The 25982-nt window shown below is 71.9% G+C and carries 23 protein-coding genes, 1 other RNA gene and 1 pseudogene; 16 read left to right on the forward strand and 9 right to left on the reverse strand.

Going from position 1 to position 25982, the window contains the following annotated elements; all coding sequences use genetic code 11:
• Positions 1-95: 95 nt before the first annotated feature.
• Both T328_RS16685 and T328_RS16690 read right to left on the reverse strand, forming a co-directional pair.
• Positions 96-833 carry a DUF2382 domain-containing protein gene (locus T328_RS16685; protein WP_496496837.1) on the reverse strand — a complete coding sequence of 246 codons (738 nt, stop codon included), beginning with the start codon at positions 831-833 and terminating at the stop codon, positions 96-98.
• Between the two features lie 136 nt (positions 834-969).
• Complete coding sequence (locus T328_RS16690; protein ID WP_496496838.1) at positions 970-1218, reverse strand: hypothetical protein; 249 nt, start codon at positions 1216-1218, stop codon at positions 970-972.
• Between the two features lie 154 nt (positions 1219-1372).
• On the opposite strand from T328_RS16690, the gene T328_RS16695 reads away from it, so the two are divergent.
• The 3 genes from T328_RS16695 (at position 1373) to T328_RS16705 (ending at position 2554) form a co-directional block, all read left to right on the forward strand.
• Positions 1373-1750 carry a nuclear transport factor 2 family protein gene (locus T328_RS16695; protein WP_496496839.1) on the forward strand — a complete coding sequence of 126 codons (378 nt, stop codon included), beginning with the start codon at positions 1373-1375 and terminating at the stop codon, positions 1748-1750.
• Positions 1751-1993: 243 nt separating this feature from the next.
• Positions 1994-2281 carry a hypothetical protein gene (locus T328_RS16700; protein ID WP_496496840.1) on the forward strand — a complete coding sequence of 96 codons (288 nt, stop codon included), beginning with the start codon at positions 1994-1996 and terminating at the stop codon, positions 2279-2281.
• An 18-nt stretch (positions 2282-2299) separates the two neighbouring features.
• A complete protein-coding gene (locus T328_RS16705) occupies positions 2300-2554 on the forward strand; it encodes a hypothetical protein (RefSeq protein ID WP_496496841.1) in 255 nt (84 codons plus the stop codon).
• A 126-nt stretch (positions 2555-2680) separates the two neighbouring features.
• On the opposite strand, the gene T328_RS16710 is transcribed toward T328_RS16705, so the two are convergent.
• Positions 2681-3442, reverse strand: coding sequence for a helix-turn-helix domain-containing protein (locus T328_RS16710; protein WP_496496842.1), 762 nt, complete (start codon positions 3440-3442; stop codon positions 2681-2683).
• A 118-nt stretch (positions 3443-3560) separates the two neighbouring features.
• On the opposite strand from T328_RS16710, the gene T328_RS16715 reads away from it, so the two are divergent.
• The gene (locus tag T328_RS16715; RefSeq protein WP_496496843.1) at positions 3561-4001 is read left to right on the forward strand and encodes a recombinase family protein; all 441 of its coding nucleotides are present in this window, start codon (positions 3561-3563) and stop codon (positions 3999-4001) included.
• A gap of 61 nt (positions 4002-4062) precedes the next feature.
• Entirely contained in the window at positions 4063-5220 is a 1158-nt protein-coding gene (locus tag T328_RS16720; protein WP_496496844.1) for a methyltransferase domain-containing protein, read from the forward strand.
• Between the two features lie 214 nt (positions 5221-5434).
• Here the strand turns inward: T328_RS16720 and T328_RS16725 are convergent, their stop codons facing one another.
• Positions 5435-6619, reverse strand: a complete 1185-nt coding sequence (locus T328_RS16725) for a hypothetical protein (protein ID WP_496496845.1) — start codon at positions 6617-6619, stop codon at positions 5435-5437.
• A gap of 145 nt (positions 6620-6764) precedes the next feature.
• On the opposite strand from T328_RS16725, the gene T328_RS16730 reads away from it, so the two are divergent.
• The gene (locus T328_RS16730; protein WP_496496846.1) at positions 6765-7238 is read left to right on the forward strand and encodes a DUF3574 domain-containing protein; all 474 of its coding nucleotides are present in this window, start codon (positions 6765-6767) and stop codon (positions 7236-7238) included.
• Positions 7239-7259: 21 nt separating this feature from the next.
• Here T328_RS16730 and T328_RS16735 read toward each other — a convergent pair whose 3' ends face one another.
• Positions 7260-8408 carry a LacI family DNA-binding transcriptional regulator gene (locus tag T328_RS16735; RefSeq protein WP_496496847.1) on the reverse strand — a complete coding sequence of 383 codons (1149 nt, stop codon included), beginning with the start codon at positions 8406-8408 and terminating at the stop codon, positions 7260-7262.
• A gap of 145 nt (positions 8409-8553) precedes the next feature.
• Here T328_RS16735 and T328_RS16740 point away from each other — a divergent pair, with 145 nt between their 5' ends.
• Both T328_RS16740 and T328_RS16745 read left to right on the forward strand, forming a co-directional pair.
• Positions 8554-9519: a glycoside hydrolase family 16 protein gene (locus T328_RS16740; protein ID WP_496496848.1), complete on the forward strand. Its 966-nt coding sequence runs from the start codon at positions 8554-8556 to the stop codon at positions 9517-9519.
• Entirely contained in the window at positions 9516-10673 is a 1158-nt protein-coding gene (locus tag T328_RS16745; RefSeq protein ID WP_496496849.1) for a beta-1,3-glucanase family protein, read from the forward strand. The genes T328_RS16740 and T328_RS16745 overlap by 4 nt, the downstream gene beginning before the upstream one ends.
• Positions 10674-10813: 140 nt before the next feature.
• Here the strand turns inward: T328_RS16745 and leuE are convergent, their stop codons facing one another.
• Positions 10814-11500, reverse strand: coding sequence for a leucine efflux protein LeuE (gene leuE / locus T328_RS16750; RefSeq protein ID WP_496496850.1), 687 nt, complete (start codon positions 11498-11500; stop codon positions 10814-10816).
• A gap of 154 nt (positions 11501-11654) precedes the next feature.
• On the opposite strand from leuE, the gene T328_RS16755 reads away from it, so the two are divergent.
• A complete protein-coding gene (locus T328_RS16755) occupies positions 11655-12197 on the forward strand; it encodes an MOSC domain-containing protein (RefSeq protein WP_496496851.1) in 543 nt (180 codons plus the stop codon).
• Between the two features lie 43 nt (positions 12198-12240).
• On the opposite strand, the gene T328_RS16760 is transcribed toward T328_RS16755, so the two are convergent.
• Positions 12241-12573, reverse strand: a complete 333-nt coding sequence (locus T328_RS16760; protein ID WP_496496852.1) for a hypothetical protein — start codon at positions 12571-12573, stop codon at positions 12241-12243.
• A 445-nt stretch (positions 12574-13018) separates the two neighbouring features.
• Here T328_RS16760 and T328_RS16765 point away from each other — a divergent pair, with 445 nt between their 5' ends.
• Positions 13019-14626, forward strand: a complete 1608-nt coding sequence (locus T328_RS16765; RefSeq protein ID WP_496496853.1) for a ribonuclease catalytic domain-containing protein — start codon at positions 13019-13021, stop codon at positions 14624-14626.
• Positions 14627-15473: 847 nt separating this feature from the next.
• Here T328_RS16765 and T328_RS16770 read toward each other — a convergent pair.
• Positions 15474-16382, reverse strand: coding sequence for a MerR family transcriptional regulator (locus T328_RS16770; protein WP_496496854.1), 909 nt, complete (start codon positions 16380-16382; stop codon positions 15474-15476).
• A 71-nt stretch (positions 16383-16453) separates the two neighbouring features.
• The gene (locus T328_RS16775) at positions 16454-17938 is read right to left on the reverse strand and encodes a pyridoxal-dependent decarboxylase (RefSeq protein ID WP_496496855.1); all 1485 of its coding nucleotides are present in this window, start codon (positions 17936-17938) and stop codon (positions 16454-16456) included.
• A 68-nt stretch (positions 17939-18006) separates the two neighbouring features.
• Here T328_RS16775 and T328_RS16780 point away from each other — a divergent pair, with 68 nt between their 5' ends.
• The 6 genes and pseudogenes from T328_RS16780 to T328_RS16805 form a co-directional block, all read left to right on the forward strand.
• The gene (locus T328_RS16780; protein WP_496496856.1) at positions 18007-18852 is read left to right on the forward strand and encodes a helix-turn-helix domain-containing protein; all 846 of its coding nucleotides are present in this window, start codon (positions 18007-18009) and stop codon (positions 18850-18852) included.
• 120 nt (positions 18853-18972) lie between these two features.
• A pseudogene (locus T328_RS16785) lies at positions 18973-19689 on the forward strand (DMT family transporter); the annotation flags it as partial.
• A 137-nt stretch (positions 19690-19826) separates the two neighbouring features.
• Positions 19827-20227: RNase P RNA component class A (gene rnpB, locus T328_RS16790), an RNA gene on the forward strand.
• A 787-nt stretch (positions 20228-21014) separates the two neighbouring features.
• Positions 21015-23006, forward strand: a complete 1992-nt coding sequence (locus T328_RS16795; RefSeq protein WP_496496857.1) for an ATP-dependent nuclease — start codon at positions 21015-21017, stop codon at positions 23004-23006.
• Positions 22993-24852 (forward strand): ATP-dependent helicase, encoded by a 1860-nt coding sequence (locus T328_RS16800; protein ID WP_496496858.1) that lies wholly within the window; start codon positions 22993-22995, stop codon positions 24850-24852. Before T328_RS16795 ends, T328_RS16800 begins: the two co-directional genes overlap by 14 nt.
• Before the next feature lie 634 nt (positions 24853-25486).
• A partial coding sequence (locus T328_RS16805; protein WP_496494317.1) for a transposase occupies positions 25487-25982 on the forward strand: 496 nt, incomplete at its 3' end.

Genomic DNA, 25982 nt, shown 5'->3' on the forward strand with positions numbered 1-25982 from the left:
GCCCTCGCTCGGCCGGTTCGATCGGCCCGGTGGGCGCGACCGGCCGGGTGGGACCGACCGGCCGGGTGGGCGCGATCGGCCGGGTGGGGACGCCGTCAGAACCAGCGGCCCCGGCCCTTGCCCTCCCCGATGTCCTCGGCCGCACCCGGGGTGTCGGCGCTCTCGGGCGCGGCGGCGTGGCCGGGCGTGCGGCCCGTCTCCGCGCGCTGCTCGTGCTGCTCGCGCCGGGCGCCCTCACGCAGGTCGTAGCCCTCCTGCACCTCGCGGACGCTCATCGCCGAACCCGCGCCGGACGGCACGTTCTCGACGATCTCCTCGGTCTTGAGAACGGTCTCGAACGTCTGCGTGTCCTCGACCCGCCGGGTGGCGATGTCGGCCACCGCGTAGGGCTCGGACACCTTGTGCACGACGACCTCGGCGTTCTCGCCGTAGAGCGGCACCTTCACGCTGCGCTCCACGAACTCGTGGTGGTCGCCGGCGATCAGGTTGCCCTCCTTGCCGTCCACGTCGCTGCGCCGTACGACGCACTCGTCGTGGCCGCGGGTGACCTCGAACCGCTGCGGCGTCTCCCGCACCCGGATCGTGACCTCGGCCTCGCCCATCGGCTGCCGCTGGTCGACGGGCTCGACCTGCAGCCGCTCGCGATACGCGACGACACGCTGGTCCTGCGCCGCGCCGCCCCGCTGCTCACGCCCCGGTTGCTGACCGCGCCGGCCCATCGTCTCGCCCTGACCGCCGCCCGCCGCAGCGGCGGCGTCGGTCTCGCGCCCTACCCCCGCGGCTTTCGCGGCCTTGCCACTGCGGCCCCTGGATGTGTTCCTGTCGGTCTGCACTGTTCCTCCCGCTGGATGGTGCGTGCAGGGATAGAAGCGGTCCGCCGACTCGTCCGGCGAAACCGGCATATCACCATGTAACGCCTCCGCCGTTCAGGTGTCGACCGGAGGGAGTAATCGGCAGGTCGTCCGCCGCTCAGCGACGCGGCCCACCGGACTCGTCACCCCCGGCCGGCCGGCCCGCGCGCTTGCGAAGCCGGGCCCGCCCGATCTCGCGCAGCTGCGGGTCGGCGTCGATGGCCTCGTCCTGCTCGTCCTCGTACGCGTCCCGCGAGCCCGCGGCCCCGTCGGGCGCCACATCCCCGCGGCCGTGCCCGCCGCCGGGACGACGCCGACGGCCGTCGTCCCGGCCGCTGCCGTCGGACGGGCGCTTGTCGGTCTGCACGGTGCCTCCCGCCGGAGGTAGGGGTCGCTCGCGGCTTCCCCGGGACGTACGAACCGGGGGAAGTCCGCAATTCCATGAAAGCCCGCGGCGATGGGCGTGTCGACCGGAAGAGTGATCGATACGCGATGTCAGTGGGCGCTGAGAGTATGCCCCCATGGAGCCTTCGAAGATCATCCACGAGCTCTGGGCGCGCATGCAGGCGCGGGACTGGGGCGGCGTCGGCGAGCTATTGGCCGACGATGTCGTCGTCGAATGGCCGGTCAGCGGCGAACGGATCGTGGGCCGGGCGAACTACGTGGGAGTCAACGCGGAGTATCCGGAGGGCTGGTCGATCAGGGTGCTGCGGATCGTGGCCGCGGGCGAGGAGGTGGTCTCGGAGGTGGAGGTGCCGCACGAGACGATGGGCGTGCACCGCGTGGCGTCCTTCTGGACGGTGCGCTCCGGACGGATCGTGGCCGCCCGGGAGTACTGGAGCGAGCTGGGCTCGGACCCGTCGCCGCAGTGGCGGGCGAGGTTTGTGGAGCGCCTCTGACGGTCTGCGACTGAGCCGGCACTCGCCGACGGACCCGCGCGGGACCTCCGGAGCCGCCGAAGCCATCGACCACGAGTCCGACGCCTCCGCGGCACCCGCCTGCTGCTTCCCGCCGCCCGCCTGGCGGGAAGCGACAACCGCCGGTGCAGACAACTCCCTGTGCGCTAACCTCGTAACGTCACACGCTTGGAGTAGGTATCTCCGCAGGTCAGGCGCAGGGTCCCGGGAGTCTGGAGTCGAGTCATGAGCAATGACGCACCGTGGACGATCGAACGGATTCGTGACGCACTCGCCGACCCCGACCTCGTGGCGCGATTCCTCGCCGAGATCAACACCGCACCCGCCCACCAACTCCTCACCGTCTTCGCAAAGTGGGAGCGCATCGCGAAGAGCATCGAAGAGTCCTTCGACGATACGGACGTCATCGTCGAAGCCGTCCGGCGCGGCGAAGACCCCCCCGGGGTGTGGATCGACGGCACCGAGCGCCTCCAGCAGATCGAAGAGGGAATCCGTTCACGCGGCGCCGCCTGACCTGGCAAGCTCAACGGTGTGTACAAGCTCCGCTACGAGCCGCCCGTAGAAGCCGTCTGGGACTCTCTCCCCGGCGACGCGAGGGAAGAGTTCGACCACGCCATCCGCCTAGCGTGCCAGGACCCGTGGACGCACACCCGGCCTCGCAGCGACGACGATCACCGCGATGTGAGACGAGCCCTCAGCCTGCAGCTCACCTACTCCACCCTCATCGTGATCGACGCCCCACACCTTCGGCGCCTGCTGTTACGCAGAATCCACTACCTCGGCTGACACCACGACGCCCCCGACCCAGCCGCGTCAGGACTTCGCCCCGCCAGGCGCCGGCCTTCGACCTCCTCGGGTGCCGCGTACGGGGGGCAGGAATCCTGCGCCTCGTCGCCTCGGCCGACCCTGCGTTCAGGCTTCTGGTGGGCGGTTGTACTCGTCCAGGACGGTCTTCGAGGTGGATGCGTCCTGGAAGACCAGTTCCCACGGTCCGCTGTTGATGTCCAGCTCCTTGCCGAAGCCGACCCACTTGCCCACCATGCGACGGCCGGTGGGCTCGACGAGCAGTTGCACGGCTCCGTGGTAGCGCGCACCGCGGTAGTAGCCGTCGAGTGCGGTCTGCTCCGTCCAGGCTCCGGTGAGGACGCTGCCGTCGACGGTGACGTCGAGCGTCAGCGGAGAGCCGGGGTTGAGTGAGGCGTTCGGGAGGCTGCGGCCGGTCAGGCGATTGCCGTGCTGGATGAGGACGACGAAGTGGGCGCCGGTGAAGGTCTGTTCGCGGCCGGAGCTGTAGTACTCGTAGCGCGAGAGCCAGACGCCGGCGTAGTTCGTCGCCGGAGCCGTGCGCGGTGCGGTAGCGCCGGAGCCTTGGGGGGTGCCGGTGGGTGAGTCCGTGACGTCGTGTCCGCCGCGGCCGTCTCCGGCGACTCGGGCCTGGGGCACGGTGAAGCCGAGTGCGGCCAGCGGCAGACCGGTGACCTCCTCCAGCGCTCGCGCGTAAGCGGGGTGGGGGGAGGCGATGGCACCGGCTTCCCAGCGTTGGACGAGGCGCTTGTTGGCGCTGTTGGGCCGGCCGATGCGGTCACCGGCTGCACGGATGGCGCGGGCGAGGTCGTCCTGCGACATCTGCAGCGACAAACGGGCCGCTTGCAGGGCACTGTTCGGGGTTGCCATACCGATCACCGTAACCACGCTCCAGGAGAAATGACACCTAAATGACGCCATTCACGTCATCGAAATGCCGCTGGCGATGACGCCGCGGTGGGTGACATTCCGACGTCATTGTGTCCGGGTGACAGAACGTACCAGCACCCTGCAGGCGCCGCAGATGCCGCCGCCGAGCGTGACCGCCTACATCTACGACCGCAGCGCCACCCACGCCCTGGGAGCGCTCGACGAGCGCCTGACCCGATGCCGTGACTTCGCCGAGGCCCGGGGTTGGTTCGTCGCCGGGGCGTGGGTCGACCGGGGTGACGACGCGCTGACGTGTGATCACCGGCCCGCGTGGGAGGCGTTGGTCGCCGCCATGCGCGAAAACGCGTCGCCGCGGGCGGTGTGTCTGGTCGAGGACTGGGCGCGGATCGCCCGCCCCTGGAGCGCCGGCACACCGCTGCGCGACCGGGTCCGGCGGGCGGGCGGCGTCACCTGCACCACCAGAGGCGAGTGCGACCAGGACGAGCACCGTGGCCGGTTGCACGTGGCGTTGACGGAGGTGACGGCGCGTGAGCGCTGAAGATCGCGAGGTGCGGGCCGGGTGGGAGGAGTTGGGCCGGTACCTCTCCAGGACGCGGGCGTTGGACGGCGAATGGGCGCCCGCATTCGCCGCGGTGGATCGGGCGGGGTTTCTGCCGCCGGTGGTGTGGGTGGACGACCCGGCGGGCGAGGCGGACCGGGTGGACCGCTGCGTCGAGGATGAGCGGTGGTATCGATACGTCGACTCCAACTGTCCGATCGCGGCCCGTCCGGGCGATGCACCTGGCTTGACGTCCATGCCGTCGGTGGTGATGGCCCTGCTGCGGGATCTCGACGTCCGGCCGGGTATGCGGGTGTTGCACGTCGGTACCGGTTCGGGATGGGTCGCTGGGCTGCTGGCGCACCGGCTCGGATCCGATCGTGTCGTCACCGTCGACGGCGACGGGCTGGTCGCCGACGCTGCGCGGCGGCGGTTGCATGCCGCCGGGTTACGGCCCACAGTGCTGCACGGGGACGGGGCGGAGGGTGATCCGGCCGGGGCGCCGTTCGACCGGTTGATCGCGACATGCGGGCTGCGCTCGATCCCGGGCGCGTGGGTGGAGCAGGTGCGGCCGGGCGGGATCATCCTGGCGCCGTGGGGTACGGCGTTCAGCGCGCAGCGCGCGCCGGTGAAGTTGGTCGTGGGGTCGGACGGCAAGAGTGCCTGTGGTGACTTTCTGCGGTCGCCGGAGTTCCTGAGGGCCCGCGGGTCGTCCGGGATGTGGTCGGGTCACCCCGACTCGGAGCCGGATCACCGGCCTGCCACGGTGCGCCGGTCGCGTACCACTCCGGGGCCGGAAGGGCTGACCGGTCTCGGGCCGTACGCGGCGCAGGACTTCGTGCTCGGGCTGATCGTGCCGCACGCCACGCACACCGTGCGGCGTCTCGTCGACGGGGGCATGACCGCCCGGTTCTCCAGCCTGCGTGGTGACGGGTCGTGGGCGAGGGTCTCGTGGGCTGGGGACGGGGGGCCGGGGGAGGTCTGCCAGGACGGGGAGCGTTCGCTATGGGACGAGGTCGAAGACGCGCTGGCCTGGTGGGAGGCCGAGGAGCGGCCCTCCGTCGACTGCTTCGGCCTGACCGTCGACGTGGATGGCGGTCAGACGGTTTGGCTCGACGAGCCGCACTCTACGATGCCGCCCCGCGGGCCGGATCGGCGGTGTGGCTTGGGGGTTGCGGTGGTCCCGTGGGGTCGGGCGGGTTCGTGGGGGGCCGGTTGATGTGAGGTGGTGTTGTGGGTGCCCCCGGGGCCACCCACCTCCTCAGTGTGCGGGCCTCCGCCCGCCCTGTCCCGGGGCGGGCGGAGGCGCACCAGAGGGCGAAAGCCGACTCGCACGGGCGGTTTACCCGAATACGCGAAGAGAGTTACCGCGAGTTACGGCCGATGTTCTCCGCCCGGGTCACCGACTCGCACCCGTGGCCGACTCCCGCCCCTCAGCCCCGCATCTTGCGCACCGCGCGGCGGGCCACCACCCGTACCAGGTCCTTCACCGGCACGTTCCGCACCGGCCTGTCCTCCAGCGCCGCACGCGCCTCCGGCACCGAGGGGGCCGGTACCGGCGGCGGCGTGGTCTTCGTCGCCAGGGCGGCCGAGGCCAGTATGCCGCCGAGCACCGCCTCCGTCGCGGCCTCCGTGGGGATCTCCCTCGGCGCCGCCGGCTCCGCCGGGGTGCTCGGGCGGCGGGCCAGGGCGGACAGGTCGCCCACGATCCGTACCCCCGACGCCGCGATCCCCGCGGCGACGCGCTCGGCGACCTCCGCCACCGCCGTCTCCGCCCAGGGCGGGGTGGTGATACGGGGCTCGTCGGGCGCCGGTTCGTACGACTGGAGGCGCGGGACCACGCCCTCGCGGATCACCTTGCTCTGCCGCCACGAGCTCCAGTTGCGGTCCCGGAGCTTGCGGTTGAGCTGCAGCAGCAGCTCCGCCTCGCTCTGCGTGAGCGAGGAGTTGCCCTGGCGCTCCTCCGGTTCGAGCGCGCCCCCGGGCAGGTCGAGCAGCTGCTCGAAGACGCGGAACTGCCACAGCGGCTCGGCCTCGTCGACCACGACCGCGGTCACGTTCTCCGGACCCGCCGCCGCGGCCCACCGCTCGATCAGCTCGTCGTGCCGCTGGATGTGCCAGAAGTCGGGGGTGGGGTCCTCGTACGGCGGCTTGCGCAGCATCGCGTCGAGCCAGGTCTCGTACGACTCGCAGAGCCCGTGCTTGACGTACTGCTGCCAGTGCGACGGCATGATCTTCCGCAGCGGGCGCAGCGTCACGACGACGTGTACGGAGTGGTCACCCGCCAGCTCCTTCACCGCCGTCTGGGCGGCCTCGGCGCCGACGGTCGCGAAGAACTCGCTGCTGGCGAAGAACCGCAGATCGCCGGCCCCGGCCGCCTCCGTACAGAACGCCTCCCACGTCTCCCGCTCCGCCGGCGTCGGGTCCGCCTTGGCGATCGCGACCGCCGGGTCCTTCGCCTGGCGGCCCGGCCCGGCGTACACGACGCCGTGCTTCCGCAGGGCGCCGCGCGCCCGGTGGAAGGCACCTTGGAGGGCGGTGGTGCCCGTCTTGTGCGGGCCGATGTGGAGCAACCGCGTGCCCGGGGAGGTGGGCGCGGTGAATCGCTCTTCCTGCATGGGAAGGGCCTTTCTCGTCCGGAGGAGCCTCGATTCTGCAACGGCGTGGCCACCGGTCGGTGAGGTGAAGCCTAACAACGGGCAAACAAACAACGGCCCCCGACGTGCCCGCGCAACTTTCGGTCCCGGTGATCGTTGCCCCGTCGTGAACCTTACGAAGCCACGCCTCCGCCTCGCCGCGGTCGCGCTCGCCGCGGCGCTCGCCGGCGCCGCCGCGGTCGCCGCCCCCGTCGCCCTCGCGGACGGCGACCCCGCCCCGCCGGCCGCCCTGTCGCAGGCCGCGGATCTCGACCCGTACGTGCAGACGCACCTGATCTTCGGCACGGTACGTCCGGACGGCGGCCCGGACGTCACGGACCGGCGGTTCCGCGCGTTCGTCGACGAGGTCGTCACGCCGCGCTTCCCGGCGGGGCTGACGGTGGACGGGGTACGGGGCCAGTACCGCGACCGGCACGGCACGATCGAGCGCGAGCGGTCCTACGAGGTCTATCTGCTCTACCCGCTGACCGAGGCGCAGGAGCAGGACGGGCGGATCGAGGAGATCCGGGACGCTTACACCGCGCAGTTCGCGCAGGAGTCGGTGGCCCGGGTGGACGAACCGGCCCGCGCGGGCTTCTGAAGCCGGAGGGAAGCCGCAGCCTCAGCCGGACTCCCTGACCACCAGCCGCGGCGCCGTCACCACCGGGTCCTGGCGCTCCTGGCCACCCCCCATGCTGCGCAGCAGCAGCCGGGCCATCACGCCGCCCATCCCCTCGACGTCCTGGTGCACCGTCGTCAGCGGCGGCTCCGTCCAGGTCGCCGGCTCCAGGTCGTCGTAGCCGACGACCGCGACGTCGTCGGGGACGCGGCGGCCGTGCGCGCGCAGGGTGCGCAGGGCGCCGGTGGCCATGAGGTCGGAGGCGGCGAACACGGCGTCGAGGCCGGGGGCGCGGGCCAGCAGCTCGGCCATCGCACGCTCGCCGCCGGCCGGGGTGAAGTCGCCCTCGGCGACCAGCTCGGGCCCGGGCGGGATCTCGTACGAACCCACTCCCCCGGCGACGCCGCCGACCCCGGCAACCCTGCCGACCCCGTCGGCCTCACCGGGCTCACCGGGCTCACCGGGCTCACCGGCCCCGGCGACACCACCGCCCCCACCGGCGGACGCCAGCGCCGCCCGGTACCCCGCCAGCCGGTCCACCGCCGACGTCTGGTCCAGCGGCCCCGCGATGTGCGCGATCCGCCGCCGCCCCCGCCCCAGCAGGTGCCGTACGGCCAGCTCCGCGCCGGCCCGGTTGTCGGTGTCCACGAACAGCAGCCCCGGCTCGCCCGCCGCCCCCGGCCAGCCCGGCCGGCCGCCGTAGACCACCGGCAGCCCCGCCTCCGCGGCCATGCCCGGCAGCGGGTCGTCGCGGTGCAGCGAGAACATCAGGGCGCCGTCCACGTGCCCGCCGGCCAGGAACCGGCCGATGCGCGGGTAGTCCTCCCGGTCCGCGACGTACAGCAGCACCAGCTGCGTGTCCGCCGCGGCCAGCGCCCCGCTGATCCCGCGCAGCTGCCGGGCGAAGAAGGGGTCGGAGAAGACCCGGCTCTCGGGCTCCGCGATGACGACGGCGACCGCGCCGGTGCGCCGGGTGACGAGCGTGCGCGCGGCCTGGTTCGGTACGTAGCCCAGTTCGGCCACGGCACGGTGCACCCGCTCGCGCAGCGTCTCGCGCACCCCCGCGCCGCCGTTGACCACGCGCGACACCGTGGCCCGCGATACTCCGGCGCGGGCGGCGACGGCCTCCAGCGTGGGGCGGTTCCCGGACACCTCAACTCCTCTTCGCTCGGTGGGCCTTGACAGTAGCCCGCGCACTCGGCAGTGTGCCTCAACACAGCCTGAGAGCGCTCTCAAACACGCGCGTCCCCAGGGGAGAACCTCCTCATTCCCCCACACACCCGAGGAGCAGCCAGACATGCATGCAACACGACGACGGTGGCGCAGGGTCATGCTCTGCGCGGTCGCGGCGCTCGCCGCGGTCAGCGCCCTGACCCTGCCCTCCGCGGTGGCCGGCGAAGAGAACGGCGAAGGGAACGCGGCGGACCCGGCGCCCCTCGCCGAGGTCTTCCGCGACGACTTCGACGGCGCCGCCGGCTCCCCGCCGGACGCCGCGAACTGGATCGTCGACACCGGCACGTCCTACCCCGGTGGCCCGGCCAACTGGGGCACCGGCGAGATCCAGACGTACACGGACAGCCCCGAGAACCTCCAGAAGGACGGCAACGGCAACCTCACCATCACCCCGCGCCGCGACGCCTCCGGCGGCTGGACGTCTTCCCGGATAGAGACCCAGCGCACCGACTTCGCGGCCCCCGCCGGCGGAGTCATGCGCATCGAGGCCCGTATCCAGATGCCGAACATCACCGGCGACGAGGCCCTCGGCTACTGGCCCGCGTTCTGGACCCTGGGCGACGCCTACCGCGGCAACTACTGGAACTGGCCGGGCATCGGCGAGTTCGACATCATGGAGAACGTCAACGGCGTCAACAGCGTCTGGGGCGTCCTGCACTGCGGCACCGCGCCCGGCGGCCCGTGCAACGAGAACAACGGCCTCGGCGCCTCCCGCGCCTGCCCGGACACCAGTTGCCAGTCCGGCTTCCACGAGTACGCCCTGGAGCTGGACCGCAGCGGCCCGGTCGAGGAACTGCGCTGGTACGTGGACGGCCAGCAGTACCACTCCGTCAACGCCGACCAGGTCGGCGCGGAGACCTGGGCCAACCTCGCCCACCACGGCCACTTCCTCCTCCTCAACGTGGCCATGGGCGGCGCCTTCCCCGACGGCGTCGCGGGCCACGCCACCCCCACCGACGCCACCCGGCCCGGAGTGCCGATGATCGTCGACTACGTGTCCGTCGAGCAGTCCGGAGGTGCCGCCAAGTGATCTCGCGACGCAGGCTCCTGGGTGGACTGGCCGTCGCGTCCGCCGCCGCGGGGACACCACTGGTGCTCTCCGCGACGCGGGCGGGCGGCGCCGCCGCGGCCCTCGACGTGACCGTCGTCAACAAGACCGGGGCGTACGAGAACTCCTCGATCAGCATCTACGTCGTCGGCAACGAGGGCGGCCGGCAGGTCCGCCTCACGCCGGACGGGACGCTCGCGCCCATCGCGCTCGACGACAACGGCTCCGACGGCTACACCGACTACGCCATCCCCTTCGCCGGCAGCGGCGACACGACCCTGACCCTCCCGAACATGTCCGGCCGCCTCTACGTCGCCCTCGGCGGCAAGCTCAAGATGAAGGCGGTCACGGACGGCGCCGGCAACGCGGCGCTCGCGTACCCCGCCGGTTGGGTGTCGACCGACCCCAACTACCCCCTGATACACGATTGCATGGAGTTCACGCTCAACGACTCCGGCATGTTCTGCAACACCACCATGGTCGACATGTTCAGCGTGCCGATGTCCATCCGTTTGACGGGCGACGCCGACCAGACGACCGGGACGCTCAAGGACGGCGCCCGCCAGCAGGTGTTCGACACCCTGGCCGGCACCGAGGGCTTCGACCGGCTGGTGGACGCGGACGGGCTGCGCGTCATCGCGCCCGGGCACGGGCTGGACGCCGGGCTGTTCGACGGCGCATACCTCGACGGGTACGTGGACGAGGTGTGGTCCGCGTACGCGGGCAAGGACCTGAAGGTCACCACGAACGCCGGTACCTTCACCGGCCGCGTCGCCGGCGACCGGCTGTCCTTCACCGGCCCCGCCGACGTGGCCTTCGACCGGCCGCCCACCCGCGACGTGCTGTTCTGCGACGGGACGCTCGCCGCCCCGAACGACGGCACCACCGGCCCGGTCGCCGCCATCCTGGGCGCGGCGCTGAACCGCACCACGCTGCGCGACCACGCCGACCAGCCGGTCACCGACGCGGCCGGCTTCTACGGCACCGACATCTCAAACCACTACGCGCGGGTGATGCACGAGGTGTCGGAGGACGGGCGGGCGTACGGGTTCGCCTTCGACGACGTCTCCGGCTTCGCGTCGTACATCGAGGACCGGGCGCCGCAGCAGCTCACGCTGACGCTGACGCCCTTCTGACACCCACGGGGACCGGCGGGGGGCAGCGGGAGCCCGCCGGTCCCCGGGGCCGCGGGATCCGCGGCGTGCCGGGGGCTGCCCAGTGGTCAGGGCCGGGCAGCCCCCGGGCGGCGTCGGCGTCGGCATCGGCGTCCATGGGATTACGCGCTGCTCATCGACAACTTGGCGGCGAAGGCGAGGAACGCCGTGCCCGCCGCGGCCGACATCCCCGCCGTCAGCCGCCGCCTGCGGCGGAAGAGCGCGGCGAGGTGGGTGCCGCTGAATATCAGGGCGGTCAGGTACGTGATGCTGAACAGCTGCGCCCAGGCCGCCAGGACGAGGAACGTCAGCTCCTGGTGCGCGTACGCCGGGTCGATGAACTGCACGAAGAAGGAGACGAAGAACAGGATCGCCTTCGGGTTGAGCAGGCTGACGACGAACGCCCGGCGATACGGACGCTCCATCTCCGCGCGCGCCGGCTCCGCCCGCCCCGGCTCCGCCCGCGCCGGTTCACCCTCCGCCCGGGCGGCGGCCCGCACCTCCCGCTCGCGCCACATCCGCCACGCCCCGCGCAGCATCCCGACCGCCAGCCAGGTCAGATAGCCCGCGCCCGCGAACTTGACCACGGCGAACGCCGTCGGGCTGGCCTGCAGCAGCGAGGCCACGCCGCCCGCGGAGAGCACCATGAGCACCATGTCGCCGCACATCACGCCGCCCGCCGCGCGGTAGCCGGCCCGGGCGCCGCGGCGGGCGGCGACGGAGACGACGTAGAGCGAGTTGGGCCCGGGGAGCAGGATGATCAGGGCCAGCCCGGCGAGGTACGTCGAAAGATCGGTGACTCCAAACATGCGGGTCAGGCTGCCATGCGCCCGCGAATCCGTACGAATCAATAACGTGTGATCCCGCATGCCGGACGGCCGCGGCCCGCTCAACGCAGCCTGTCGGCGCGGCCGGTTAGGCTCGCAGGGGAGCGACGGTCACGACGGAGGGGGTCCGCAGGACATGGACGGCACGGTCACGGCGGTCTGCAGCAGCGGCGAGTACACCTTCCACAAGCCGGCCCGCGAGTCGATCACCCTGCTGGCCGGCCTCGGGGTGGAGGGCGACGTGCACGCCGGCGTCACGGTCAAGCACCGCGGCCGGGTGGCCCGCGACCCCTCCCAGCCGAACCTGCGTCAGGTGCACCTGATCCACGAGGAGTTGTTCGCCGAGGTCGCCGCGGCGGGCTTTCCCGTACGTCCCGGAGAGCTCTGCGAGAACGTCACCACCCGCGGTCTCGACCTGCTCGGCCTGCCCACCGGCACGCTGCTGCACCTCGGCGCGGAGGCCGTCGTCGAGGTCACCGGGCTGCGCAACCCCTGCGCCCAGATCGACGACTTCCAGGACGGGCTGCTGAAGCAGGTCGTGGGCCGGGACGCGGCGGGGCGTGTGGTGCGCAGGGCGGGCGTGATGAGCGTGGTGCTGACGGGTGGCGTGGTACGTCCCGGAGACCCGGTCGCCGTGGTGCTGCCGGCGGCACCGCACCGCCCGCTGCAGCAGGTCTGAACACGCACCGCCTGCACGCGGCGGCGCGCGCTCGGCCCCGCGCTCAGCCCGCGCCGGTCCCGGTGACCGGGGACGCGCCGATCACCGCGCCGTGCTCGTCCAGCGCCTCCGCCCTCACGTCCGCCGCCTCCGGCGGCAGGTCGACGTCCGTGTCCAGGCCGTCCCAGGGAGACCGGGCGACGGGCCTCAGGCGGTCCCGCGCGTCCCCGGCCAGCACCCGCCAGGCGGCGACCTCCGTGGCGCCGTTCCACACCGCGTGCGCGTCGCCGGAGGCGCCGTCGATCCGTACCTCGGGCGCGGTCTCCGGCTTGCCCTCCCACTCCTCGCGGTACGCGCGGTAGGAGCTGTACTCCGCCGGGAAGACGGCGTCGAACACCAGCCGCCCGTTCGCGTCGCACTCCGAGACGCGGCCCGCCGACCCCCAGCCGACCAGGGTGTTGCGGTCCGACGAACAGCAGGCCGTCGCCCATGCCGGAGTGGCGCTCCAGGACGTCGAGGGGCGGGGGCGGCCGGCCGGCCGGCTCCTCGGCGGCCGGAGCGGTGCTTGCCACCGGGCCGGCGGCCGGGCGCATGGCCGGGTTCGTGGCCGGGTTCACGACCGCCGCGGGCGGGAGGGTCGCGACGAGAGCGGCGAGGATGATCGCGGTGCACGTGCGCGACAGCTGACGGGATACACGAGGGGTCGACATGCCTCTCCCGGGGGTGGGGGGATTCCACCTCTACCAACCGCCGGGTGACAGAACGGTCACTCCTGGGGCGCGGGCGGCGTATCCGGCCGCGGCGGCACGCCCGACGCGCTCGCCCGAATTAAGGTGATATGCGTGCCCCAACGCATTCTGCACGCCGACGACGCCGAGGACGCCCCCCTCCGCACCGCCCTCCGCCGGCTGCGCGCCGCCGAGGACGTACCCGCGGCGTTCCCGCCCGAGGTGCTCGCCGAGGCCGACCGCGCCGCGAAGGCGCCCCGGCTGCCCGAGCGCGACGCGACCGACATCCCGTTCTACACCGTCGACCCGCCCGGCTCCCGCGACCTCGACCAGGCCGTCCACGTCGCCCGCCGGGGCGGCGGCGGCTTCCGGGTCCGCTACGCCATCGCCGACGTCGCCGCGTTCGTCGTCCCCGGCGGGGCGGTCGACGCCGAGGCGCGCCGCCGCGTGACCACCCTGTACTTCCCCGACACCCGCGTGCCCCTGCACCCCGAGCAGCTCTCCGAAGGCGCCGCCAGCCTGCTGCCCGACCAGACCGCCCCAGCGCTGCTGTGGGAGATCGACCTGGACTCCAGCGGGCAGATCGCCGAGGTCAGCGTCGCCCGCGCGCTCGTACGCAGCCGCGCGCGGCTCGACTACGGCGGCGTACAGCAGACCATCGACGAGGGCACGGCCGAGGAGCCGGTCGCGCTGCTCCGCGACGTCGGGCTGCTGCGCGAGGAGCTGGAGCGCGAGCGCGGCGGGATCTCGCTGGGCGTACCGGAGCAGGAGGTGGTGCAGCGGCACGGCCGCTACGCGCTGGAGTACCGCGCCCCGCTGCCCGCCCACGGCTGGACCGCCCAGCTGTCCCTGCTCACCGGCATGGCCGCCGCGGACCTCATGCTCGCCTCCGGCACCGGTGTCCTGCGCACCCTGCCGCCCGCGCGCCGCGACGCCCTGACATACCTGCACCGGGTGGCCCGCGCGCTGGGCGTCGACTGGCCCGAGGGCCTCGACTACCCCGAGCTGGTCCGCTCGCTCAACCCGCAGATGGCCAACCACGCGGCGTTCCTGCAGCAGTGCACCGCGCTGCTGCGCGGCGCCGGGTACACCGCCTTCGACGGTGCCCCGCCGGTGCGGCGGGAGGCGGTGCACGCCGCCGTGGCCGAGGAGTACGCGCACTGCACGGCGCCGCTGCGGCGGCTGGTCGACCGGTACGCCGGGGAGCTGTGCGTGGCGGCGGTGGCCGGCGAGCCCGCGCCGGAGTGGGTGCGGGAGGCGCTGGGCGGCATCGCCGAGGTGATGGCGGAGGGGGCGCGGCGGGCGGGCCGGCTGGAGCGGGCGTGCGTGGACCTGGTCGAGGCGGCGATCATGAACGGGCGGATCGGGGAGACATTCGACGGGCACGTGGTGGAGGTGGACGAGCGCCGGCCGACGCGGGGCACGGTGCAGCTCTACGAGCCGGCGGTCATCGGGCGGGTGGAGTCGGGCGGCTCGGCGGGCTCGGCGGGTGCCGCGGAGGCCGCGGGTGCGGCGGAGTCGGCGGGTATTGCGGGTGCGGTGCGCGCGGCCGGCGAGGCGGGCACTCCTGGCGCCGTGGACTCGCTCGCGGGCTCCGTCGGCGCCCCGGACGGGCCGGGCACCGCGGTCGCGGAGCCGCTGCCGCTCGGCCACCGGCTGCGCGTACGGCTGACCGCGGCGGAGCCCGGGGTGTCACCGGTGCGCTTCACCCCGGCTTCCTGAGCGGGCGGCGACACCGCGCGCGCCCGGCGCAGGGCGTCGACCACCGGCCGTGGGTCCTCGGCGTAGAACCGCAGCAGCCGCGCCTCGGCCGGCTTGCCCAGCGGCCGGACGAACCGCACCGGCTCCGTCAGCTCGACGGTCACGGTCGTCTGCCCTCCGACGGCGAGGTCGGCCGTGCCCTCGCCGTCCAGCCTCAGCAGCCCGCCGCCGTCCGGGAAGCGGCGCTCCAGCCGGGCGTTCGCGATCAGCTCGGCCGGTACGGGGATGTCCAGCAGGACCCCGTACCGTACGCGCAGCGAGCCGTCCGCGCCGACGACGTGCGGCCGGACCACGCAGGCCGCCTGCAGCGCGAGGATGAAGTAGATCCCCCAGATGTCGAGGACCAGCACGACGGCGTGCACCACCGGCCAGGGGATGACGAGGGCGAGCGCCACGGTCTCGACGACCGAGACGAAGAGGAAGCCGTAGAACGTGAACGCCTGCCCCGGGGCGTACGCGACGGCCGTGTCGCCGGGCCCGACGCCGTGCTTCGGGCGGCGGGCGAGCCAGCGCAGGGTGGCGGTGAAGAGCTTCACCTCGTGCACGGTGAGCTTGCGCACGGCGGCCGGGACGCTGTCCCGTACGGCCTCCAGACCGGCGGCGCGGCGCGCCAGGCCGGCGCCGCGGTGGCGGCGGTAGTCGACGGCGAGCAGCGTGCCGAGGGCCACGGTGACCAGCAGGACGGCGGCCTCGACGACGCGCAGCGCGGGGGCCGGGACGCGTACGCCCGAGGCGAGGCACAGCACGAGCACCAGCTCGCCGGGTACGAGCGAGGCCAGGGCCCAGCGGACCGTACGGCGCAGCGCGTTCACGACGCACTGCCTCCTCTCGCCCTGCGCCGCCGGTCGGCGCGCCCGGCCCCGCCCGCCTCGCCGGCCCCGCCCGTCCGCTCTCCGAGCAGGGCCATCGCCCGGCGCATGACCTCGGCCTGCGCCGGGGGGAAGTCCGCGAAGAAGACCTCCGCGAAGGCTTCCCCGCCTTCTCCGCGTTCCCCGCCTTCCCCGTCCGCGTACGCCGCCGGGCCCCCTGCGGCCACGTCCGGCCCGGCGGTGACGAGCCGCAGCGCCTCGTCCGGCATGGCGGCGAGCACGGCGTGCGCCAGCTCCTCGACGCGCGGGTCGGTGACCTCGGCGTCGGCCAGCTCATCGAGCCGGGCGTAGATGTCGTACGCCCGCGTCATCGCCTCCGGGTCCGCGCTGAGCGCGTGCAGCAGCGCCGCCAGCCAGCCCCGGTGCGCGTCGTCCGCGGTGGTGTCCAGCAGCGCGAGCAGCTCACGCTCCTTCGCCGCGCTCGCCGGCTCCGGGACGCCGAGCCGGGCGGAGGCGCGGGACATGTCGGCGAACACCGCCGCCAGCTCCGGCGACACCGGCGCCTCGGGGGCCAGCCCGCCGCGCTCCGCCTGCCGCAGCAGCTCGGCGAGGCGGGCGCGGCGCCGCCGGAGGGCGTCCTCCTGCCGGGCGAGGTCGGCGTCCAGCTCGGCGAGGATCTCGTGCAGCTCCTTGCCGGCGTCGTCGGCGAGCACGTCGCGGACCTCGTCCAGGCCGAGGCCCAGCTCGGTGAGGCGGCGGACGCGGGCCAGCTCGACGACGTCGCGCAGGGTGTAGACGCGGTAGCCGTTGGCCCGGCGGGCGGGCTCGGGCAGCAGCCCGATGCGGTGGTAATGCCGCACGGTACGGGTGGTGACCCCGGCGAGCGCGGCGAGCTCTCCGATTCGCATGGCTTCAGTAGAAACGTTGACGTCGCGACAAGGTCAAGCGGCGACGCCCGCGGCGCCCGGGGCCGGGGTGCTCAGCCCGCGACGGCCGGGGCCTGTCCCGCCACACCGCCGGTCACGGCGTCCGCCGCGGCGCACAGGTCGTCCCACAGCGCCCGTACGTGCCGCTCCTCCGTCTCCAGGCCGCCGATCGCCACCCGCAGCAGGTAGCGGCCGTCGACCACGGTGTGCGTGACGTACGACCGCCCGCCGGCGTTGATCCGCTCCAGCACCGCCTTGGTGGCGGCGTTGTCGGCGTCGGTGCCGCGGCCGGTGGCGACGTACAGGCACAGCAGCGCCAGGCTCCGCGGCACGCCGAGCGCGAAGCGCGCGTCGGCCGCGACCCACGACTCCAGCTCGGCGGCCAGGCCGACGTGCCGGCGCACGTGGGCCCGGATGCCCGCGAGGCCGAAGCGCCGCAGCACCGTCCACAGCTTCAGCGCGCGGAAGCGGCGGCCGAGGGGCAGGTGCCAGTCGCGGTAGTCGACGACGGCGCCGGACTCGCTGGCGGCGTTGCGCAGGTACTCCGGCAGCACGGTCAGGGCGCCGGTGAGGGTGGTGGTGTCGCGGGTCCAGAAGAGGTTGCAGTCGAAGGCGGTGAGCAGCCACTTGTGCCCGTCGGTGCTGTACGAGTCCGCCAGCCCGGCGCCGTCGAAGAGCCCGCGGTGCTCGGGGCAGAACGCGGCGGCGCCGGCCCACGCGGCGTCCACGTGCAGCCAGACGCCATACTCCGCGCAGACCGCCGCGATCGCGCGCACCGGGTCGACGGCGCCGGTGCCGGTGGTGCCGATCGTCGCGCACACCATCACCGGCCGGCGCCCGGCGGCCACGTCCTCGCGAAGGGCCGCGGCCAGCGCCGCCGCCGACATCGCCTGGGCATCGCCTTCGGCTGCCACGACCCGTACGGCGTCCGCGCCCAGCCCGGCGGCGATCGCCGCCTTCTCCAGCGAGGAGTGCGTCTGCGCCGAGACGTACAGCACCTCGCGCCCGTCCCGGCCCGCCGTCCGCCACGCGCCGCCGGAGGTCCGGTGCAGCGCCGCGAGCAGCGCGACCAGCGAGGACGACGACGCCGAGTCCTGGATGACGCCGCCGCCACCGCCGGCGAAGGTGAAGTCGGCGGGCAGGCCGGTGGCGCCGGCGAGCTGGTCGAGCAGGTGCTGCTCCAGCTCCGTACCGGCGGGGGACGTCGACCAGAGCATGCCCTGGGAGCCGAGGCCGGTGGAGAGCATGTCGCCGAGGAGGGAGGCGAGGGAGGCGTTGGCGGGGAAGTACGCGAAGAAGCCGGGGTGCTGCCAGTGCGTGGTGGCGGGCACCACGACCCGGTCCATGTCCGCCAGCACCGCCGTCAGCGGCTCGCCCTCCTCCGGCAGCTCCGCGGGCAGCCGCTCGCGCACCCAGCCGGGCTCGACGCCGGGGAGCACCGGCAGCTCGCCGACGCGGGCGCGGTAGTCGGCTATCCAGTCGACGTAGGCGTGGCCCAGCTCGCGGAACTCTTCCGGGGACAGATCTCGCTCCGACATCCGCGCATCGTAGGCAGACGCGGAATCCCGCTGGCAAGGGCGGTGCGGCGCCCGGCACAATGCGACGCATGAGCGGCGAGGGAAGTGCGCGGGACGGCGTGGGACGGCGCCCCGAGGAGTACGGACGCTGGGCGCGGACGCCGCTGGGCGCGGACCAGTCCCTGTACCTGATGACGGCGTGCTTCACCCAGCACCGCTACGCGCCGCACGCGCACCACGAGTTCGCCGTCGGCGTGCCCACGCACGGCGCCGAGATCATCGACTACCGAGGCGAACGGGTCCGGACCAGACCCGGCACCATCGTCGTCCTCGCCCCCGGCGAGGCGCACACCGGCGGCCCGGAGGGCGACGACGGGTACGGATACCGGGCGTTCTACCCCTCCATGGCGCTGCTGACCGACGGCACCTGCACCGACGCGCACTTCGCCGACCCCGTCATCGACGACCCCGCCCTGGCCGCCGCGCTGCGCGCCGCCCACGTCGCGGTCGACCGCGGCGCGGAGCCGCTGGAGGCGGAGTCGCGGCTGCCGTGGCTGCTCACCGCCCTGGCCTGCCGGCACGGCCGCGCCCGCCCGGCCGTCACCGCCGCGCTGGGAAGCGGCGTCGCCCGGGCCGTACGGGACCGGCTGGCGGACGAGCTGACGGACCCGCCGTCGCTGGCGGCGATCGGCTGCGACCTCGGGCTCTCCCGGTACCAGGTGCTGCGCGCGTTCCGGGACACCATGGGCATGCCCCCGTACGCCTGGCTGGCGCAGCACCGGGTGGAGCGGGCGCGCGGGCTCCTGGAGGCGGGGCACCGGCCGGCGGAGGTGGCGGGGCTGGTGGGGTTCGCGGACCAGGCGCACCTGACGCGGTGGTTCCGGCGGGTGCTGGGCGCGACTCCGGCGGCGTACCGCCGGAGCGTACGGCCCTGACGCTCCCCGCAACACCATTCAAGACAGCGGGCACCCGCCCCCCGGACCCTGAACGGCATGACTGCACGCGGCTGGGTTCTCTTCCTCCTCATGGGCGTCATCTGGGGAGTCCCGTATCTGATGATCAAGGTGGCGGTGGACGCGGTGTCGCCGTCGGGGGTGGTCTTCGTACGGTGCGCCCTGGGCGCGCTCGTCCTGCTGCCGCTCGCACTGCGCGGCGGAGGGCTGATCCGTACCGTACGGACGCACTGGGCGCCGATGCTGGCGTTCGCCTGCATCGAGATCATCGGCCCGTGGTGGACTCTGACCGACGCCGAGCGGAAGCTGTCCAGCGCCATGGCCGGCCTGCTGATCGCCGCGGTGCCGACGATCGGCGTGATCCTCGCCCGGCTCCTCGGCGACGAGGAGCGCCTGGGCCGCCGCCGCTGGCTGGGCCTCGGGCTGGGCCTGGCGGGCGTCGCGGTGCTGGCGGCGCCGGAGCTGAGCGGCGGCTCGGCGTGGGCGATCACCGAGGTCATGCTCACCGCCCTGGGCTACGCCACCGCCCCGCTGATCATCGCCCGCCGGCTGAAGGACGTACCGACGCTGCAGCTCATCGCCCCCTGCCTGCTGCTGGCCGCGCTCGTCTACGCCCCGGCTGGCATCGCCACCTGGCCGGACACGACCCCGTCGGGCAAGGTGCTCGCCTCCCTCGCCGGCCTCGGGGTGCTGTGCACGGCACTGGCGTTCGTGGTCTTCCTGGAGCTGATCCGCGAGGTGGGCCCGACGCGCGCGGTGGTCTTCACGTACGTCAACCCGGCGGTGGCGGTCGCCGCGGGCGTCGCCTTCCTCGACGAGTCCCTGACCGGCACCATCGCCGCCGCCTTCGTCCTCATCCTGGCCGGCTCCTTCCTGGCCACCGCCGCCTCGGCGACCCCGGGCCCGCCCGGCGGCGGGGAGTCCGTCGCTGCAGCTAGCATGGGTCCCACGGCGGACGAGCCGGCCGGGCGGTCGCGTCGATCCCACCCAGGGGTCGCCGAGGAACGTCCGGGCTCCACAGGGCAGGGTGGTGGGTAACGCCCACCCGGGGTGACCCGCGGGACAGTGCCACAGAAAACAGACCGCCGGGGGCTGCGGCTCCCGGTAAGGGTGAAACGGCGGTGTAAGAGACCACCAGCGCCCGGGGTGACCCGGGCGGCTAGGTAAACCCCACCCGGAGCAAGGTCAAGAGGGGCCGCGGAAGCGACCCTGCGCGGACGACCGAGGGCAGCCCGCCCGAGTCCGCGGGTAGACCGCACGAGGCCGGTGGCAACACCGGTCCCAGATGGATGACCGCCTCCCCGGCGGCCGCAAGGCCCCCGGGAGACAGAACCCGGCGTACAGGCCGACTCGTCCACCTTCACGGCCCTGACCTGGGCGTTTACCTGGGTCGGGGCCGTTTCCCACGTCAGGATGTGCAACGTCTCTACCTGCGGTTTCCCGGAAGTTCCCGCGCGTTTGTGTAATGGATGTGTAACGCGATCTTGGTGTCGGGGCAGAGGTGGAACGAGCGGGGCACCGTGCGCGAACCTAGCCTCCGAACCGTTGGCATGTTCTTACCGGCACCCTCCTTCGGCTCGGGTCGAGCGGATCACGGCGAGAGCTTCCGGTTCGGCCGAGTCAAGGGTGCCGATGAGCTGTGAGGCGGGGAGCCTGATGCCGCCGGGCCGGAGGCATCAGGCTCGGCCTACTGCACGGGCACCGTCGGCGAGGACCCTCCCCAACCGACAGGGCTGCCCGCCGGGAGCAGGAGAGCGCTCCTCACCGCTGGACTGTGGAAAAACTCCAGCCACCACATCCGCGACCAGACCTTCGCCGAGGACACCTCCACCGGCACCGGGCCGCGGACGATGGCCTCCTTCCGGAACGTGACCATCGGCCGACTGCGGCTGCTGGGAGCGGGCAACATCGCCAAGACCACCGAGCAATCCGGGACGTACCCGAACACGTCGCCTGGGTCCGGCTCTTCATCGACAACCCGCTCGTACCCAGAACTTGTAGAAGCCCTGGTCAGGAGACGGATGGCACCTCGTGTTCCATACCGATGCATGAGACGACGGGAAAACCCGAGAATAACCACCGATCATGGGAAGTTCTGGAAAGCTAGTCGGGAACGAACGTCACACAGGGGGCAAGGGGGACGAATGTGCCTGCATATCTCGCGGATTGAGGTACGCAACTTCCGCAACTTCAAGCACCTTGTCATCGACGATTTCCCCGCCCACGCGGTGATCGTCGGTGAGAACGGTGTCGGGAAGTCGAACCTGCTGGAGGCGATCCGCCTGGTGCTCGATCCATCCTTGCCCGACTCGCAGCGCACACTGCGTGAGGAGGACATCTGGGAGGGGCACCCGTCCGGCCTAGCCGGTGGGGCCGAGGCGACCGTCGTGGTGGACCTGCAGGGGTTCGATACCGACGACGATGCCAAGAGCATTTTGTCGGCTGCCACGGTGGACTTCGATCCCTACACCGCCCGGCTGACCTATCGTTTCGCTCCCCGTGTCGAGATCGTGACCGCATCTGACAACGGCTTGCAGTCCACGAATCGGCCACTGACCGCGCAGGATTATGACTTCATTGCGTTCGCGGGCTCCAGCGAGACTACAGATCTTCGTGTCATTCGCCGGGAAGTGGCTTTGCGCGTCTTGCCGGCCTTGCGGGACGCAGAGAGCGACCTGCACAGCTGGCGGCGTAGCCCGCTGCGCGATCTGCTTGAGAGGTTGCCTTTGAACCCGGCCAACCTGCAGGCCACAGCCTCTGCGATCGCTACCGCGGTCGATCAGCTCGCCGAGGACGGCAACGTCGCCAAACTGGAGCGGCACCTGACCGACCGGCTCGGAGCCATGTTCGGACCGCGTCTGGCGGTGCAGCCCACTCTGGGATTCGCCTCCTCAAAGCCCGACGAACTGATTCGCGCCGTCCGGCTGTTCTTCGACACGGCACATCGCAGGGGCATCTCCGACACCAGCCTGGGCAGTGCCAACGTCATCTACCTCGGCCTGCTGCTGGAAGCCCTCGCCCAGCAGCGCCTCGACGATCAGTTCGTCGCCACCCTGGTGGCCCTAGAAGAACCCGAAGCACACCTTCACGTCAGCCTCCAGCGGCACCTTTTCGGCTACCTGCTGCGCAGTGGTCAGCCACTCATCCTTACCACCCACAGCCCTCACATCGCCGCGGTCACCCCGGTGCGGTCCTTTATCGTGCTGCGCGGCACCGAGAACGGCACCACCGGGGCGAGCACCGCCGCGCTCCCCGTCAGTAGCAACGAGGCGGCGGATCTCGAGCGCTACATCGACATCAGTCGCGCCGAGGTCTTGTTCGCCTCCGCGGTCATCCTCGTCGAAGGACTAGCCGAGTTGTACGTCCTTCCCGCTTTGGCTGCCGCCGCGGGATTCGACCTTGATGCCTACGGAGTCGTCGTAGCCAGCGCCCATGGAACCGACTTCAGGCCCTACCGTGCCCTCCTCGGCCCGCAGGGTCTCAACACCCCTCATGTGGTGATCACGGACGGCGACGCTGCCCCCGACAAGCGGGGCCGGCGGGAAGCCGGCCTCAAGCGCGCCGCGAATCTCCACCCCGACGCCGCGCGGTCCAAGGAGCTCTTGGATCAGATCGCGTTGCTGCCCGAGCCCGGTTCAGCCAGCTACCACTGCAACCGCGTTCCGCTAGCCAGCGATCTGGAGAGCATCGGCGTCTACGTCGGCGCCCAGACTCTGGAATCGGACCTGTGCCCGATGTTCGGCGAAGAGATCATCAACGCATTTCAGGAGCTGAGCGACAACGCCGCCGCGATCGATGAGGTGCGCCTCGGCGTCAGCGGCGAACAGGCGGAGACGCTCGACCCCGATGCCCGCAAGGATATGCTCAAGCGCATCTCCGACCTAGGCAAGGGACGATTCGCACAGCGGCTCGCTGCCCACCTCGCGCACGTGGATCTGCCAACCAGCGTCCGCGCAGGGGCCAACATCGACGATGACACTCCCCTGGACACGCAGGCCCTGCGCCGATTGGGGAGCACCGCCTTCCTCTTCCTTGCCCTGGACAAGATCTCGCTGACCGCACGCGGAACCCCGCTGTTCGCCGTCGGCTCGGACCCTTCCGACGACAGCAAGCAGGGCACCGATGCTGATCAGTGAGACCCTCCTGCGGGAACTCGAGGACCTGAACTGCAAGCAGCGCACCGCCGTCGTGCACCCCGGCAGCGTCGTCCTACGGGCCGGGCCAGGCAGCGGCAAGACCCACACCCTTGTCACCCGCATCGCCTATCTGCTGCAGACACAGATCTCACCCTTTCGGGGCGTAGCGTGCATCACGTACACCAATGGCGCGGCCGACGAGATCCGCCGCCGCGTCCTGCACAGCGGTGTGCGCGCCGAAGGACGGATCACCTGCTCTACGGTCCACGCCTTCTGTCTGAACGAGATCCTGCGGGCCTTCACCCCGATCACCCGCGAGCCAGCACCTCAAGCTGGACAGGTCCTGAACAAGTCGGCCACCGAAGGGCTCCTGCAGTACTGCTTCGACCAGGTGGGCATCGGCGAGGTCCTCGCTCAGCACCGTACCGCCGAATGCACACGGATTCGCCGCGCCCTGGCCTGCGAGGAGCCGCTGGGAGGCTTCGACCCGCGCGAAGTGCAGGCAGCCCGCCTCTACGCGGACCAGCTCCTCGTCCGCGAAGAGATCGACTTCGAGGCCATGGTGACGCGCGCTGTACGCATTGTCCGTGAGCACGCGGCGGTTCGCGATCTGCTGCACGCACGGTTTCCTCATCTGATCGTGGACGAGTACCAGGATCTCGGCGGAGTCCTGCACGAACTGGTGCTGGCTCTGCACGACCTGGCCGGCATCACGGTCTTCGCGGTCGGGGACACCGACCAGTCCGTCTACGGATTCAGCGGAGCCGACCCCAGATATCTGACCGCTTTGGCGACCCGGAGTGACTTCCGTGACCTGGAACTCGACATCAACTATCGAAGCGGTCAGGACATCATCACCGCTGCAGAAGCCGCCCTGGGTATGCCCCGGGGGCGCCGGGCACGCGACGACGCACCCTCCGGAGATGTCAAATTCATAAAGGCCGACGGGGCGCTCGGCGAGCATGCGCGCCTAGCCTGCGATCTCGTTCAGCAGGCAGAGCGCCAGCGGATCGGCCTGGAGCGGATCGCCGTCCTCTATCCGCAGCGCGGCCCGCTGCTCGACGCCCTCAACGCTGAACTGACGCATCGCCAACTGCCGTTCCTCTACGAGCGGGACGAGGAACTGCCCGATGGCGCGCTCTCGCGATTCATCCAGCGCTGTGCGAGCCGCGCTGTGACCAACTCCCAGATACACGCCGCCCCGGGCGCCGACCGCCCGAGCATGCTGCGACGAGCCGAAGCACCGTCGCTCGCCGCCCTGGCCCGTACCCTCACAGCACTGCGTACCGACGCTCATCTCCCGCCTCCAACCTCGCGGCTGGCCTTGCCGCGGGCACTACAGATCTACCTTGACCCCCAGCCGCCCTACCCGGCCGACGCACCCGCCCAGGACTGGCTCCAGCAGATGCGCTCGGGCCTGGAACTGGATGCAGTCGCCGCATCGCACCCCGATCAGGACAACACCAACTGTCTGCACGAACTAACTCGCCTGTGCCGATCCAAGGGCCTCCTGCTGCAGGACCTCGCCCAAAGGGAACAGGTGATCGGCAAAGTTCTCCTCACCACGTATCACGCAGCCAAGGGCCGGGAGTTCGACACGGTGATCCTCCCCGGGCTGCTCAACGGCATAATCCCACGCAACGTTGCCGACCGAGGCAGATGGCGAAGTCCCACGCCGCAGGAGCTCGCGGAACAGCGACGCACCTTCTATGTGGCGCTGACCAGGGCTGAAAGGGCCCTACACCTGATCGTCGGCCCCGGGTACCACACGAAGAATGGTTACTGGCGGCCTGATGGCCCTTCAGATTTTGTGGTCGAGATGGCCAATCGCCTGCCTGAGGCTTGAGCACCAGGCCCGTGTGGACAGGCCAACCGCGGAGGGCCAGATAGACCCGCTGCCCGAGCCCGGCCCAATAGACCGCGCCTACGACTGCACGGAGCAGCGGCGACCGTACGGGTCGCCAACGAGCAGGAGCCTCCCTTCCGCTGGGCAGAAGGGCCTATACCTGGCGGGAGCCAGATTATTGGAACAGGAAGCCCTACCGGCCCGACCGCCGACCGGCCTCTCCTCCACACCCTCGCCGTCATCAGCCAAGGTGACAGTTCCCGATCCACCTAAGCCAAGAGAGGAGACGTAGCGACTCCCCTTGAACGAACTCTCACTGATGAAACGGCTTGTCCACCGTAATGAGGTCTGCGGCCCACCGTCGAGGATGCGATATTTCCGTTCGAGGGGAAGCTCGTCTAGCGATACTCGCCCCCGGCGATGGAACAATTCTGGGCGCGCTCGTGTACGGGGAGCGCGTTTCCAACGCGATCACTCCGACCGCGCGGCAGCCGAAGATCGGGGGTCGTTAGCCTCGGGCTTTCATGAAGTGGGTTGTCCGATAGGTGGTCACGCAAGCGAGAAGTGCCTCTGACCAGCAAGAATAAGGATTATCGAGGTCCTTGTTCCTGCCGCTGTCGGAGGCACTTCCCAGGTGAAGAAGCGTATCGGGTCCTATCCGCGTGTTCGCGTTGAGGGCGGTGGCCACGGGGTGGTGTCCCAGGCCGGGGCCGTGTTGCTGGTGGAGACAATCCGCAAGGCCGGGCTGGACCAGGCGATATCGGGTGCTCTGGCTCCGTGGCGACGTCCGCGGGCGGTGCACGATCCGGGGAAGATCGTGCTGGATGTGGCGCTCGCGGTCGCGCTGGGCGGGGACTGCCTCGCGGATGCCGGGATGCTGCGGGCTGAGCCGGCCGTGTTCGGACAAGTCGCTTCTGACCCGACGGTCTCCCGGCTCATCGACACCCTCGCCGCCGCTGGGCCGAAGGCCCTGGCCGCGATACGGGCTGCGCGGGCCGGAGCCCGCGAGCGCGTCTGGAGGCTGGCCAAGAACGCGGCTCCGGATGCCGCAGGGCAGGTGATCGTGGACCTGGACGGGGTGCTCGTGCTGGCCCACTCCGACAAGCAGGACGCCACCGCGACCTGGAAGA

The organism is Streptomyces sp. CNX435, assembly GCF_059570575.1.